Annotated in this window: 6 protein-coding genes; all 6 read right to left on the reverse strand. The window is 48.3% G+C overall.

The annotated features are described in order from the left end of the window. Position 1 precedes the first annotated feature (1 nt). Positions 2 to 2,239: a glycoside hydrolase family 3 C-terminal domain-containing protein gene (locus BUC01_RS12410; protein ID WP_025830576.1), complete on the reverse strand. Its 2,238-nt coding sequence runs from the start codon at positions 2,237 to 2,239 to the stop codon at positions 2 to 4. Between the two features lie 51 nt (positions 2,240 to 2,290). Then, positions 2,291 to 4,879 (reverse strand): glycoside hydrolase family 2 TIM barrel-domain containing protein, encoded by a 2,589-nt coding sequence (locus tag BUC01_RS12415; protein WP_073313841.1) that lies wholly within the window; start codon positions 4,877 to 4,879, stop codon positions 2,291 to 2,293. Positions 4,880 to 5,067: 188 nt separating this feature from the next. Then, positions 5,068 to 7,947: a TIM-barrel domain-containing protein gene (locus BUC01_RS12420; RefSeq protein ID WP_025830577.1), complete on the reverse strand. Its 2,880-nt coding sequence runs from the start codon at positions 7,945 to 7,947 to the stop codon at positions 5,068 to 5,070. 136 nt (positions 7,948 to 8,083) lie between these two features. Continuing rightward, positions 8,084 to 12,154, reverse strand: a complete 4,071-nt coding sequence (locus BUC01_RS12425; protein ID WP_073313885.1) for a hybrid sensor histidine kinase/response regulator transcription factor — start codon at positions 12,152 to 12,154, stop codon at positions 8,084 to 8,086. A gap of 243 nt (positions 12,155 to 12,397) precedes the next feature. Beyond that, positions 12,398 to 14,188 carry a cellulase family glycosylhydrolase gene (locus BUC01_RS12430; RefSeq protein ID WP_025830578.1) on the reverse strand — a complete coding sequence of 597 codons (1,791 nt, stop codon included), beginning with the start codon at positions 14,186 to 14,188 and terminating at the stop codon, positions 12,398 to 12,400. 29 nt (positions 14,189 to 14,217) lie between these two features. Then, positions 14,218 to 15,789: a cellulase family glycosylhydrolase gene (locus BUC01_RS12435; protein ID WP_025830579.1), complete on the reverse strand. Its 1,572-nt coding sequence runs from the start codon at positions 15,787 to 15,789 to the stop codon at positions 14,218 to 14,220. Positions 15,790 to 16,008: the final 219 nt, after the last annotated feature.

Here is a 16,008-nt window from a genome sequence, read left to right on the forward strand (position 1 = left end):
TTTACTTCAATTCAAACGGTACCACCCCGCGGACATCTGCAGAAGAAGCACCGATATAAGCCTTGAACTTACCCGGTTCGGCCGTCCATTCACCCACCGTCTCATCATAGAACTTCAAGTCCTCCGGAGTTATTGTGAAGGAGACTTCTTTTTCTTCACCCGGTGTCAAAGCTATCTTTCGGAAAGCCTTCAACTCTTTCAGCGGACGCAGGACACTACATTTCTCATCACCGATATAAAGCTGTACGACCTCTTTTCCGGCAACGTTTCCTGTATTCTTCACGGGGATGGTTACAGTCAGTGTGCCATCAGCGGCAATTGTTTTGGCGGACGCTACCGGTTTGCCATAAGCAAATGTCGTATAGCTCAGGCCATAGCCGAAAGGAAACAGGGCAGGTGTTTTCTTGGTATCGTGCCAGCGGTAGCCTACCAGGATGTCTTCCTTATAAACCTGCTTGATACTATCTCCCGGATAACTCAGTTCATCAAAGGCATGGGCGCCGCAATCTGTCAGTTTCACCGGGAAAGAGAAAGGTAGTTTTCCACTGGGATTGACCGCGCCACTCAAAACATCGGCAAGGGAATTGCCACCCATAGAGCCCAGATACCAGCCTTGCACAATAGCCGGAACTTTGTTCAGCCACGGCATCTCCACAGCATTACCACTCAGCAACACCAACACCAGATTCTTATTAACACTCAGCAAAGATTCTATCAATTCATTCTGCCCGAACGGCAAGCCATACGTCAGGCGGTCGCCGGCTTCACAGTCCTGGAAGTGATTTTTGTTTAATCCGCCGAATAAGATAACCAGGTCAGCATCTTTAGCCAGTTCCGTTGCAGCGGTACGTAAAGAGTCTGTTATGGCCTGCGGGATTTCTTCGGCACGACCATACATAGGGCGTCCGGCGGCATAACCTTGGGTATAAGTCACCTTGTCACCATACAGGGAGCGCATACCATCCAACGGAGAAACCATATCCTTCACTTTCAGTTCGGAGGAGCCACCGCCCTCGTTCAACAAGCGGACGGCATTATCACCAACTACCAGGATGCGCTGGTATTTTGCTGCATCAAGCGGTAGTAGCGGGGCTGCGGTTTTCTGCCGGGAAGTTCCCTTGGAGGCAGTTGCCGGAGCATTCTTCAGAAGCACAATACCTTCGTTGCCAATCTCACGGGCTGCCCGGTAATGCTCTTCAGAAGTCAATGAGCCGTATGGTTTCTGACGATTCATCGCTGTACGGAATATCAGGCGGAGGATACGGGAAGCTTTATCATCTACCGTACTCATGGGAACTTTACCCTCCTTCAACATCCGGAGATAAGGGCTTGCCAGATAATAATCGTCATAAGTAAATACACTTTCAGAAGTCAGACCGTTGGTATAAGAGCCCATTTCAATATCGAGGCCGTTCATGGCAGCTTCGTAAGTGTCGTGGGCACCGCCCCAGTCAGTTACAACTACGCCATCAAAGCCCCAGTCATCTTTCAATATCTTATTCAACATCAAGTCGTTGTGACAGGCATGCTGACCACGTATCTTATTGTAAGCTCCCATCACCGTCCAGGCACCGCCTTGTTGTACGGCAGCTTTAAAAGCGGGCAGATAGATTTCGTGCAGGGCACGGTCACTGAGTTCCACATCAATATGGCCGCGCCATAACTCCTGGTTGTTCAGCGCGTAATGTTTCACACTGACGGCTACACCGTTTTTCTGTACTTCCTGAATATAAGGCACACACATCACTCCCGCCAGATAAGGGTCTTCACCCATATACTCAAAGTTCCGGCCATTCAACGGAGTACGATAGATATTAACACCGGGACCGAGAAGCACATCTTTTTCGCGATAACGCGCTTCTTCACCGATGGCTTTGCCGTAGATGGCGGACATTTCCGGATTCCAGGTGGCCGCAAGGCAGGTCAGGGCGGGAAATGCAGTGATGCTGTCGTTTGTCCATTTGGCATAGCCCCAGTCATTCCAGTTGATTTCGGCACGGACGCCGTGGGGGCCATCACTCATCCAAAGTTCGGGAATGCCGAGCCGGGGGACGCCGGGGCTGCTGAATTTACTCTGGGCATGGCAAAGGGCTACTTTCTCTTCCAGCGTCATGCGGCTGAGAGCATCTTTCACGCGTGCTTCAATAGGTTTGGTATCATCTAAATACACAGGAGTCTGCGCAGTCAGAGTTCCTACTGAGCAGGCAAACAAAAGGGTTGCAAAGAGTTGTTTCTTCATAATTATTACATTTAATAAGATAAGTAGTTAGTAGTTGGTAGTAAGTAGTTACTATTTACTACTTGCAGCCATCACCGCCGATTTTAATCCATCTGCCGTAGCCGTCAGCTTAATCCCGCCTGACTGACTGTTGTTCTGAATCACCACCAGGCACTTCCCGTAGAAAGCCTTGCGACGGTCGGCCTTGAAGGGTTTCATAGAAATGGGACTGCCATTATCCACACCGGCAATGAAGCCCGCACCTTGCACATCAAACATGACCTGATTATCCGCATTCGGACAAAGATTACCATCCTTATCCAATATTTCTACCGATATGAAAATGAGGTCTTTCCCATCCGACTTTATTTCACTCCGGTCAGCCGTCAGCCGTATCTGCGCAGGTTCACCCGCAGTGCGGATTTCCCGTTCAAGCACCGTCTTTCCATTCCGGCGTGAAACGGCACGTACCACACCCGGTTCATACTTCACGCGCCACATCACATGAAAATCATCTTTTCCTTTTGTACGGATGCCTTGTGACTTACCGTTCACAAAAAGTTCCACTTCATCGGCATTATTATAGTAAGCCCACATATCGATGTCCTGACCCGGCGTCCAGTTCCAATGCGGGAAGAGATGCAATACTTCCTTTCCGGGATTCCATTCCGACTGATAGAGGTAATACACATCTTTCGGGAAACCGGCCAGGTCTACAATTCCAAAATAAGAACTGCGTGCCGGCCATCCGTAGGGAGTGGGTTCTCCGATATAATCAAATCCCGTCCAGACGTATTGTCCGCTGATAAAAGCGTTGTTCTTCACATGGCGCATGGTTCCTTCATGGCTATTCCCCCAGGGAACATGGCAATTATCGTATGAAGAACAAGAGAACGAAGCATCATAATAAGGCTTATCCCAACGTTCGGGACAAAGCACCGTTTCATCACTCGGCATACGGTAATAACCGCGCGTCATCAGTGCCGACACACTCTCCGTCACAATAAACGGCTTACCGGGAAAGTTTTCGGGTACACCTGCAAACCAATCGTCATGATAATTAAAGCCGATGATGTCCAACGCTTCCGAACGGAATAAATGATTATTCGGATTCGGCTCATTACAGCCTGCCGTCACGGGACGGGTGGAATCCAGTTTCTTCACCATATCCACCAACTTTTTCGTCAGCAAAGAATTGACACTCATCTCACCTTCCTTTGCCAGCATACTTTTGTCATGTCCGAAATTCAGTATCAGGTTTGCCTCTTCAAGGGTCAGCGTATCTGCCTTCGCGTCCGACCATTGTTCGAGCACTTCATTGCCGATGCTCCAGATAAAGATGGAGGGATGGTTGCGGTCGCGGAGTATCAGGTCGGTCAGATCGCGTTCGTGCCAGTCGTTGAAGTAACGGGAATAGTCATGGGCTGTTTTCCTTTTCCGCCACATATCGAATGTCTCGTCCATCACGATGAAGCCCATGCGGTCGCAAAGGTCGAGCAATTCCGGTGCGGGCGGGTTATGGGAACAACGGATGCCGTTGCATCCCATTTCTTTCAGTATCTCCAACTGGCGTTCGATGGCACGGAGGTTGACGGCTGCGCCCAGGCATCCCAAGTCGTGGTGCATACAGACACCGTTTATCTTCACTTGTTCTCCGTTCAGGATGAATCCTTTCTGTGCATCGAAACGAAAAGTACGGATGCCGACAGGGGTATCATAGACATCAAGTACTTCACCGGTCTTTTTCTCTTTGACAATGCTTCTTACTTTATATATATAAGGGTTATCAAGACTCCAAAGGTTCGGATTATCCAAGACCATCTCCTGCTCCACCCGATTCGGAACGGCAGACATCATCTGAACCTCCGAAACAGTCTCTCCCACCACATTTCCGTCAGCATCAATCAACCGGGATTGCAGAATGATATCTGCCAGAGGAACAATTTCCGAATCGAACACAACATACGTGCCGTCGGCTTGCCTCACTGAATCCGTCATTTGCGCCTCAACGTCGTATTGCAATTGGGTACGTATCACTAACCGGGCATTGTTCTTGGATACTTCATCAGCCACAACGTATGTGCCCCATTGCGATACGTGCACCGGATTAAGTTTTGCGAGCCACACGTTGCGGTAGATGCCGCAGCCCGAATACCAACGGGAATTGGGTTGCTCGGCATTGTCCACACGGACGGCAATGACGTTCTTTTCCCCCCACTTGATATGGGGAGTCAGGTCGTAACTGAATGAAACATATCCGTAGGGGCGAACACCCAGGGAATGGCCGTTGATGAAAACTTCGGAGTTCATGTATACGCCGTCAAAGTCAATCCTGAGGCGTTTGCCTTCGTCCGCTTTATCGGCTATGAAGGTTTTGCGATACCAGCCGATGCCGCCGGGCAACGCACCGCCACCCGTACCGGAGGGATTGTCCTTACTGAATTCTCCTTCGATGGCCCAGTCATGCGGCAGATTCAATGTCCGCCAAGCCGTGTCATCGTAGTCGGGACGGGAGGCCAATGAATCATCACCTAAACGAAAGGTCCAGTCGGCGGTAAAGTCCTGCCGACGGTCGTTCGTCATCTTCTCAGCGGAGGTGCAGCTTCCTACCGTCAGAAAAAGAAGAAAACAGGATATTTGTATTAGTAATAATCGTTTCATGATCTTTATTCTATAAATGATAATTTAGCGGGCGGATGCCCGCTAAAAATTGACAATTGACAATTGACAATTAACAATTAGGCTGCGCTATATTGTGCTTAAACAATCGTTCCGAATGGTAATTGTCAATTGTTAATTGTCAATTGTCAATTTTTAGCGGCAAAGCCGCTAAATTATCATTTAACTGTTTACAGCTTCACCTTCTGTCCCTTCCCGTCATACTTCACCACCGTACCTTTAGCCTTCATATCAAAAGGTTGCGGTTTATCCTTACCCACCTTCACGATATTGAATGTACGTTCTTTCAGCATACCGGGGAATTCACCGGCACGGTCACCGATGGTCACACTCCCTTCGGCATCGTTGTAAGTAAACGGAATAGTGGCATATTGCCCCTTTTCATAATTGTAATTCACACCTTCATCCTCATACAACGTGAACGCACCGTCCCGGCCGGCATACACATACAGCGTAATTTCCTCCGCCGGTTTCTCATCACTATACTGCATGTCCGGACCGTATGGAACAATCGCCCCCTCACATACATAAAGCGGCATACGCTCGTATGGAGCATCCACATTCAGCCGCTGTCCGCCAGCCACATACTTACCGGTATAGAAATCATACCAGCCACAACCTGCCGGGAAATACACCTCACGGTTACGCGCTCCGTATTCATACACCGGAGCCGCCATCAGTGCCGGACCGAACATAAACTGGTCACTTATATTATTCACCTTCGTATCTTCCGAAAAATCCATCACCAGCGGACGCATGATTGTATAATCATCAAAATACGTCATACCCGCCAACGAGTAGATATAAGGCATCATCGTATAACGCAGCTTCGTATAATACACGATGGAATTATAAGCCGGATGGCCTTCCGGAGCAATATTCCACACCTCGCGGAACGGATACTGACCATGCGCACGGAACAACGGACAGAATGCACCAAACTGATACCAACGCGTATTCAACTCACGCCATTCCTTATAATCCGCATTTTCCCGGCCGGTCTTATTAAATTCCTTCTGCCCATCCTCATAACGCCTTTCCACACAGAAACCACCGATGTCCATCGTCCAGTAAGGAATGCCGCTGACGGCAAAATTCAGTCCGGCAGAAATCTGCGCTTTCATATCTTCCCAGCGCGTAGCTATATCACCGCTCCATGTGGCCGTAGAGTAACGTTGCAATCCGGCAAAGCCCGAACGGGTCAACAGGAATACGCGTTTATCATTATCCACGGCACGCTGCCCGTCATAGATAGCCTCAGCATTCATCAGCGCATACGCATTGAAATACTGGTCGGAAGGACCGAGGGCAGTCGGGCCGCACAGTGCTTTCCGATAGGCCAGATCGGTGCAGTCGCGCACATTCGGCTCGCTGGCATCCATCCACCAGGCATCAATCCCGAGCGGATAAAGACGATCTTCCATCTGTTTCCAGAAAAGCTTGCGCGCACCTTCGGCGTACGCATCATAGAATGAGCCGACATAACCCGGACCAATCCAGTCGCGGATACTATCCTTTACCGCCTGCTGGTACATCCAACCTTTCTCGTCAAACTCTTTATAATGTTCCGTAGTCCGATAGAACTTCGGCCAGACAGAAATCATCATCTTGGCATTCAACGCATGAATGGAATCGACCATACCTTTCGGATCGGGAAAACGCGCCTTGTCAAACTCGTGGCTACCCCAAGCATTTTCAGGCCAATAGCTCCAGTCCAACACAATATTATCAATGGGAATCTGACGGCGGCGGAACTCTTTCAAGGCATCCAGTATCTCGTTCTGAGTCTTATAGCGTTCGCGGCTTTGCCAGTAGCCCATCGCCCACTTCGGCATAATCTGCGATTTTCCTGTCAGGTCACGATAACCGCCGATCACTTCGTCCATATTATCACCGTAAACGAAGTAATAATCTATCTCGTTCTGCATTTCCCCCCACCAGGATTGCTTGTTCTGTTCTTCGGCAGGCACAGGAGACAATGCACGCAGGCCGCAATAAGAAACATATCCGTCGGGAATCCATTCAATCTTCAAAGGAACACGCTTACCGGCTTTCAGGTCAACTGCAAACTTATAGCTGTTCGGGTTCCAGGCCGTACGCCAACGTTCGGAAACCACCAGTTCATTATCAATATACACTTTCGTATAACCTGCATAATAAAGGATGAAACGGAACTCCCCGCTTTCCATCGGCTCTATCTCACCCTCGTAAGTCACTTGCGAACCCATGAAAGGGAATCCCTCAGGCAGATTCACCACTTTGGATAAATCCTCGGACTTCAGATGTTCAAAATAGATGGAGTCTTCCCTGCGCACCAGCGTCTGCGAACTTGCCGTTGCAGCGGGCACATAGGTTCCGGTCAAAGCCCCTTCCTTGCCTTCTTTATCATAGAGTTTGAACACAGAACTCAATTGCGAATAATCGCGCGGGTCGCCAAAACGACACAGCGAATAGCTATCCCACAAAATCCCATAATTCTTATTGGAAACAATGAAAGGCACAGAGACTTTCGTGTTATACTGGAAGAGTTCCTCGTTCTTTCCTTTATAGTTGAATTCATCAGCCTGATGCTGCCCCAGTCCGTAGAATGCCTCATCATCGGGCGACCGGAATACCTGACGCACCGTATAAGCCTTCGTACCCTGCACTTCAATGGGTTCAAAAGTTCTTCCGTCCGCATCTTCCGCCAGTATCAGATTTCCCACAGCATCCGTGAAACGCACCTCTCCCGTAGCTTTGGACACAACGGCACACACCTGTGAAGTCTTTACCGAAACGGCCTCCTCACTCTCCTCCACACTAAAATCCGTTTTGTTTTTCCGGGGAACGGTAATCAGACTCTCTGTCTTCGAAAAGTTCTTTTCAGGAGTCGCCGACACGCGGATCAGCTTCTCTCCCATCACTTCGACCCGCACTTTGCGCACGTCTGTCGGTTGTTCTTGCTCGACATTTACAATAATGCCACTACTCGTCTTTTCATACCCGCGACCGGAACATGCCATCAGCATCCATCCGGCGAGCAAATAAACTGAAGTGTTTTTCAATTTCATATTATTGTTTTTAAAGTTGTTTTCTCCGGTTGTAAAAGTAGAAAATCAAAGGCAAAACAAGCCCTTCCGATGTTGAATGGAAAGGGCTTATTTGATTTATGGAACTATCAGATGTTTCAGTAATGGGTACTTTTTGTTATTTGCCCTCCTTTTCCTGGTATACAGAGGGTAAAACGCCAAATTCGTCCTTGAAATATTTGCTGAAATACTTGGGATTGTTGAACCCCACCTGATAGGCAACTTCCGATACATTCTGCTGACTTTCACGCAAAAGTTGGGCGGCACGTTTCAAGCGGATGATGCGGATAAATTCAATCGGAGTCTTACCGGTGATCTGCAACAGCTTCTTGTACAGGTGCACCCGGCTCATTCCCAACTCGTGGCTCAGCTCTTCCACTGATAAGTCGGAACGGGAGATATTCGCTTCCACATATTTAATCGCGTTTTCAATAAGTTTCTCATCCATCGATGTAATGACGATCTCACTCGGTTCAGGGTCTATACGGGTACGGAGCTTGTTCTTGCTGCTCAAATCTATCAGTTTGCGCATCCGCAATATCAGCACTTCCATATTGAAAGGTTTCGTCACATAATCGTCCGCACCGATGGTCAGGCCTTCCACCTTGTTTTCCACCGACTGCTTGGCCGTGAGCAGTACGAACGGGATATTACTTGTGCGCTTATCCGCTTTCACCCAGCGACACAGTTCATTACCATCCATTTCGGGCATCATCACGTCACTGACGATGATATCCGGCATCAGCTCCGGTATGACTTGCCAGGCTTCTTTTCCGTTTACAGCAGATTCCACGCGGAAATACAGGCTTAATGTATAGCGCATAAAAGAAACAAAGTCCTCATTATCATCTACAATCAGTGCCAATGGTTTCTTTCTCCCTTCTTCATCCGGCAGCTCAGTTTCCGGTTTTTCTTCTGATTCCAACGCCAAAACGGCCGCATCCTCTTCCGCCGCTTCTTCGGAGAGCGGAGTAGCCACATTGACAACGGAATGTTTCACAGGGATATCTACCACAAACACACTACCCGTACCTACATTATCAAACACACGAACCACACCGCCATGCAGCGTAACGTAATCGCGCACCAGGCTCAGCCCGATGCCGCTACCCGTGGTAGAACTTCCGTTTCCCTTGCGTTCCGACTGATAGAAGCGTTCGAATATCCGCTCCTTGTCCGCATCACTGATACCTACGCCTGTATCGGACACTTTGATTTCCAACGTCTCGGCAGCCCCTTTCAGCAACTCCAGCGAAACGTCCACACGTCCGCCATCGGGAGTGAACTTGAATGCATTGGAAAGCAGGTTCATCACCACCTTACCTATCTTGTCTTCATCAAACGACATATTCAGCGATTCTATCGCCGAGAAGAAAGTGAGATGCACATTCTTCTTTTCAGAGAGCATCAGGAACGAATTGCAGATATTATGCACATACGATACAATCTCTCCTTCGGAAAGGCTGAGATGCAGGCCTGCCACTTCATTCTTACGGAAGTCCAGCAACTGATTCACCAGATTCAGCAAGCGTGAGGCATTGCGGTGCATCAACTTCAATTGGCCCAGTTTCCTGTCATCCTTCGTCTCTTTTATCATACTCTCCAGCGGTGAAATAATCAGTGTCAACGGAGTACGCAACTCATGGCTCACATTGGTGAAGAAACGGAACTTCATCTGATTCACCTCCTCATTCCTTTCCGCTTCATGCTCCATTTGCTGTATCTTGAATTTATTGCGCTCACGACGCAACACTGCATTACGGGCAAGTATCAGTACCCCAATCAGCAACAGAGCATAAACGGCATACGCCCACGAAGTCATCCAGAAAGGCGGCCGGATAATAATCTTCAGGCTCGCTTCCTCCGTCCCTGCATACCCGTCACTATTGATGGCTTTTACTTTCAGCATATAAGTACCGGGCGCCAGGTTCGTGTAAGTGACGCGGTGCATATCTGCCATGCCCGACAACCAGTCTTCGTTAAAACCTTCCAGCTTATACAAATACTGGGTCTTATCGGGCAAAATGTAATTGTCCGATGCAAACAGAACGGTGAAGACATTCTGTTTATAGTCGAGCTCTATCTCCCTGACTTTATTCAATGACTCGCGCAGCAGGACACGCCCTCCGTATTCCTTCCCGATTTCAATCTCTTCATTGAACAGCTGGAAGCCGGTAAACATCACTCTCGGCAGCGTTAGGTTATATTTGATATCATTGGGACTGAAAGTATTGAGTCCGTACATCCCCCCCATCGCAATCTCTCCCGAAGTGAGCCGTTTGATAGAACGCTGATTGAACTCCGCACCTTGCAGGCCATCCTTATCATCATATATATAATAGTGGAAAGCATAATCTCCGGTTTTCGTATCAATGGAAGGAATAATATTCAGCACTCCGTTCGCCGTGGTCATCCACATATTTTTATTCTCGTCCTCTGCAATACCGGCAATATATTCTTTTGCTTCGTCCTGTCCGGAAGAGACTATCTGCAAATGGTCGTTCTTCGGATTATACAGATTCAGTCCATTGCGTGTCCCTATCCATATCAGTCCGCGGCTGTCTTCATAAACCTGGTTGATGCTTTGATTGGAGAAACGCTGGTTTCCCGACAGGTTGCCTACCATATTGGTTATCTTCCGAGTGTTCAAATCCATAATGGCAACACCCGTAGAAGAGGTGCCGATAACAAGCCGGTTGTTGCGAGTGATGCAAATAGAAGAAATATGATTGGAGATGAGGTCGGAATTAGCCATGGTATAAGTGACAAACTTCCCCGTCTTCGGGTTCAGGCATTGCAGGCCTCCACCCAATGTACCAATCCATATATTTCCATCCTTGTCCTCCGCCAATGCCCAGACATTATTATTAGCCAGTGAGTTCTCATCTCCAGGGCGGTTGCGGTAATTCACGAAACGCTTGCCGTCAAAGCAATCCAGACCTTCCCAAAAAGTGCCTATCCACAGTTTACCGTCGGTTGCCTGCAACAGAGTGACAATTACATTGGAAGCTATGGAATTTCCCGCCCGTGAGTGGGTATATATTTTCTTTTCGTCCGTCAGCGAATTCCAGTGCATCAACCCGGCATCGTTGCTGCCCAGCCATAGGCAACCGTTTCCGCACTCTTCCAGGCAGTTGATGTCGCCCAAGCGATTGATGGAAAACTTGAAGATGCCCTCGTTATAATAGGCCACACCTTTCTTATAAGTACCTATCCACATCACTCCGCCTTCGTCCTCATAAAGCACATTAATGGTATTATTGGGCAATCCGCGTTCATCGTCCACATTGTAAGTGAGCGAAACGGTTTCGCCGGTCGTCTTGTTCCAGATGTCAATGCCGTCCTGGTCTTTCCCGAACCAGATACGCCCCCGCCTGTCCTGGGCAATGGCCACCACATGAGCCTGCCCCCTGTCGCTGAAGTTCCACTGCGACCGCCACTTCTTTGCAGGCAGATTGTATGCCCACACGCCGGGAGCGCCGTATATCCATAAATCATCATCCTTGTCCACATACAAGAAGAAGATTTCTGTGCGGGTGCCCATCTCTTTCATGATATCCGTCAACTCCCATTTCACCTTCACTTCTTCACGGTCAATGCAAAGCACGTGTCCGTTATCATATACCACTATAACGCCGTCTTTACACTCGACAATATCCATGACGATACCTTCCGGCATCCCCTTCCCGCCGAAAGACAGAACTTCCGCCTTCTTTTCTCCGGGGCGGTAACGATAGCATCCCTTCCCATCCACTGCAAACCACATATTCTTCCGGCTGTCGACAAACACAAATCGCGGCGTCCCGTCTATCCCGATGTCCCACATATAGGAACGCACATCGCGCACAAAATCTTCCGTGTCCCAGTTATAAATCACATACCCGCTTTCGCCGGTACGTATCCACAGGCGTCCTTCTCCGTCCTCCGTAATCTTTTCGATGTAACTGTTCGGCAAGGATGCCGGGTCATTGTCCGAACTGTAAAAGACCTTGAAACGGTAACCGTCGTAGCGCGCCAGGCCGGATGCAGTTCCAAACCACATAAAGCCTCTCGAATCCTTGTAAATCGAATTGATTTGGTTGCTGGGCATTCCGTCCCTGACTTCCAGATGTTTGAACATAATGTTGTGTGCAACGGTAGAGGAGCACACCATAACGACCAGTACGATAAGTAAAATCAGTTTCTTCATGCCATTAGGTATAAGGGAAGTAGTTAATGTATTGCAAATGAAACAAAAAGTAACTGTAATAGCAAGGCTTTCCCACTGTTTTTTTATCATTTGATACCCCATCATTTGTTTCAACAACAGAAAATAGGGAAGCCACTTCCCTCACAGAAGCCGCTTCCCAGAACCAATCAAAAAAAAACCTGTATTAAAAACCTATCTCTCAGCTAAGAGAACCTACATTTATGAAAAACCTATCTTTCCCAATTAGTTTGCAATCCCCTCTATCAGAGCATCCAGTGCTTGCTGGTCGTAAACCTTACAGGTATTGCGGTTAAAGAGAGCCATCGTATTATCTCCATTATATCCATTGTCCCAGTAGAAAGGAACAAGACCATACTTTCCGGCATTGGCAACCACCGTTTTCAGATAGTAAGCGCGCGAAGCCAAATGCTTGGTCAGCTCATCTCCGGTTAGGGAAGAACGCCTGTTGGCACCAAACTCACCCAGAATCACTGGAATGCCCTGGCTTACATATTTCGTCTGCATCTTTTTGAAAAGAGCTTCCATTTCCGCTTCCGCACTTGCATAACCGGCGGGCTGGTAATTTCTGTCAGATCCGTCCACATGATATTCGGTTCCCCAGAAGTAGGCCATCTTTCCCCAACTCTCATCCGCCGTCATTCCGCAGAAGTGCCACGGGGTGTAGTAGTGTATCTCTACCATCAAACGGTTAGATACATTGTCCACTGGCAGCTGACCATAATCCGAAGTATTCGTGATATCTGTATTGGGTCCCTGCACAATCAGGTTGCGGACTGCATTGTTTCCACCCGTAGCACGCACGGCATCTATGAAGGTCTGTTCGTATGACTTCAATACTTCCATTTCAGCGGCATTGGCAGCATTGGGCTCGTTACATCCGGCAAATAACAGATGTTCGTCATAGTCCTTGAACTTTGTGGCAATCTGCGTCCACAAAGCCTTCTGCACCTTGTTCACATTGTCCTGTACGGCTACTTTACAATTCTTTTCCAGCCAGCCTCCGTCATAGTGGATATTCAGGATGACATACATATTCTCGGCATAACAATAATCCACCACTTCCTGCACACGGTTCAGCCAGGAAGCTTTTATTGTATAGTCCGTCTCATTCTCCATATATCCATACCAGGCACAAGGAATGCGCACAGCATTGAAACCGGCAGCTTTTACGGCACTGATCATTTTCTGTGTAGTTGCGGGATTTCCCCATTTGGTTTCTCCCGGATCCATGTCACTCAGCGAGTTCGTTCCCCACACAAAACCGTTTGTGTAAGTCACATTGCATGCTTCCAAAGAATTACCCAGATTCCAACCGAGTTTTATCTTCGCAGCCAAAGTCATGGCATCACTTTCCATGCCGACATCAGGCAGTTCACCGGCAAGCTGCTTTACTGTGACGGTTTCCGTAAAATCTCCCAGAGTAAAGGTGATGGTCCCTTCGCGAGCCTCACCATAATGGGCGGCAATGCTAAAGGTTTTAGTCACCGCAGACATTGCACGGGTATTAGTCTCACGTATCCAGCTATCATGAATAGTGACCGTGACATCACCATTCGCTTTCAGATTCACCGTAAAGATTCCACCTTCAGCAGCAACCGCTTCGGGAGAACAGGATTCTACAATCAGTCCGTTGGCTGCCACCTGCACAACGTTGAACGTTTCCGTCAAACCACCGCCGTTCACGGTAATAATGGCAGTGCGTTCCACCGCATCAGGATTTTCTTCCACCGTCACCGTATATTTAAGGACTGTAGCCGAAGCGGAAGCAGCTGGAGTTATAGTACACCAATCCTGATTGCTGGTGACTTCCAGCGACACATTCGACTTGATAGAAAGTGTGCTCGTTCCTCCTGTTTTGGAGAAATTCATTCCATTCGTCAGAATGTTTTCAGAAATTACGATTTCCGGCGCAGCCGGCTCATCATTACTGTCAGAACAAGCTGTCAAGACAGGAAAAAGGGACAGTACGGATAGTACCAGGCAAATCCCCAGTTGTTTAATAGTATTTTTCATCTTATTCTTTTTTATCATTAGCCTTAATTTTATTGCGGAGCATTGTTATAGACAGACTGCAATGTGTAGGAAGCATCTTCCGTGAAAACAGCCTTCTTCATTACTCCTACTATTTCCTCCGCATTATTCAGATAATCACCCGTAGCATGATTGAACAGACCGGACTCTTCCTTTCCTGCCCCTGTTCCACCGTTGTCCCAGTAGACCGGCGCCATACCATACTCTTTCGCCGCTTTGCACACATATTCCAGATAATACTTGCGGAAGGATTCTTCACGGGCAGTCGCACGATGCACACAACCCATCTCTCCAATATATACCGGGATGCCTTTATCCACGTAAGCCGCCTTCAGTTTTCCGAATATATTCTTCACATTGTCTTCATCTCCTCCGCTGACTTTCTTGCCCACAGCCCCGGTATGTCCCCATTCAGAATAGGTCGCATTCAATGTATACTCGTAAGGGTCGTAGAAATGCACAGCTACCATCAGACGATTCTGCACCTTATCCGTGGGCAGTTTGAAAGAGCTTATCGTAAGCTCCGGATTGGTGCAGTAGCCCGGCACACCGAGAAAACGGTCGGCATTCTCACCACCAACGGCACGCACCGCATCCACAAACACCTGGTTCCACTCGTTCAGCACCGCATATTGCTTTCCACCGTCCGTGCGGTTCTCTCCCCAGCCCCAGCCGCCGTCATGTATTTCGTTCATCGACTCAAATGCCAGGAAGTTTCCTTTATCTTTAAACCGTTCTGCAATTTGCGTCCATATAGCTTCCAACTCGGCCTTGACGGCAGTATTCTTGCTTTCACTCTTGGCAGCCTCCTTTATATTCAGCCAATAACTGCTGTCCGCCCCATCATGATGAATATTGACAATGGCATTCAAGCCTGCCTTCTCCGCATAACCTACTACCTCGGCAACACGGTCCAACCATGCTTTCTCAATTTCATAGCCGGGAGCGGCCCCGATATGTCCCATCCAGGTGACCGGAATACGTACCGTAGTGATTCCTGCGGCAGCCAGTTTGTCAAACAAAGCTTGCGTTGTCTTCCGGTTGCCCCAGATTGTTTCATTAGCTATGCCATTACTATATGCATCCAGTTGATTTCCCAGATTCCAACCCAAACCCAGGCTTTTGGCTACAGCCCAGGGGGTCTCTCCTGCAATTTCATTCGAACCGGGTTCAGCGGGCTCACCGGGTTCATCAGGTTCATCAACCTCACCGGCCAACTGCACGATGTTGAACTTCTGTTCCGCCAAGTTACCACCCTTCACGCTAATAGTAGCCGTGCGCTCATCCGTACCGGTATTGGGTTCTACATCTATCGTATATTTAAGGACTGTGCTCGAAGTGGAAGAAACCGGGGTCACCGTGCACCAAGTCTGACTGCTGGTAACTTCCAGCGGCACATTCGACTTGATAGAAAGTGTATTTGTTCCTCCGGTTCCGGAGAAGTTCAGTCCGTTCGTCAGAATATTTTCGGGGATCACGATTTCCGGCATAACAGTTTCATCGTCATTGCTGGAACAAGCCACCGCAAAAGCGGAAAGCGCAATCGTGAAAAGAAAGACAAGATAAGTTTTAATTTTATTCATGACCGTAATGTTTTTCGTTCTTAAATGTCAGGTTAAGGATAGAAATCCGTGTTGGCAAAGATAGGGCAAAACGGACATACAGTTGATTCAGGATGTTATATGGAACGGTATAATTTGTTATCACCCCGGGATAAAAGGTTTCCAATAGCCGACATATCGTCCGGAGACTTTGCCGGAACCGTGTAAAGCCCTATCTTTGAGAATAAATGTTACTCATAT

Origin of the sequence: Bacteroides stercorirosoris (assembly GCF_900142015.1) — a bacterium.
GTDB classification, from domain to species: Bacteria; Bacteroidota; Bacteroidia; order Bacteroidales; family Bacteroidaceae; genus Bacteroides; species Bacteroides stercorirosoris.

What these genes read in the sequence shown, in the direction of transcription:
- BUC01_RS12410 (WP_025830576.1), bottom strand. Translation starts at nt 2,239, where the DNA reads ATGAAGAAACAACTCTTTGCAACCCTTTTGTTTGCCTGCTCAGTAGGA.
- BUC01_RS12415 (WP_073313841.1), bottom strand. Translation starts at nt 4,879, where the DNA reads ATGAAACGATTATTACTAATACAAATATCCTGTTTTCTTCTTTTTCTG.
- BUC01_RS12420 (WP_025830577.1), bottom strand. Translation starts at nt 7,947, where the DNA reads ATGAAATTGAAAAACACTTCAGTTTATTTGCTCGCCGGATGGATGCTG.
- BUC01_RS12425 (WP_073313885.1), bottom strand. Translation starts at nt 12,154, where the DNA reads ATGAAGAAACTGATTTTACTTATCGTACTGGTCGTTATGGTGTGCTCC.
- BUC01_RS12430 (WP_025830578.1), bottom strand. Translation starts at nt 14,188, where the DNA reads ATGAAAAATACTATTAAACAACTGGGGATTTGCCTGGTACTATCCGTA.
- BUC01_RS12435 (WP_025830579.1), bottom strand. Translation starts at nt 15,789, where the DNA reads ATGAATAAAATTAAAACTTATCTTGTCTTTCTTTTCACGATTGCGCTT.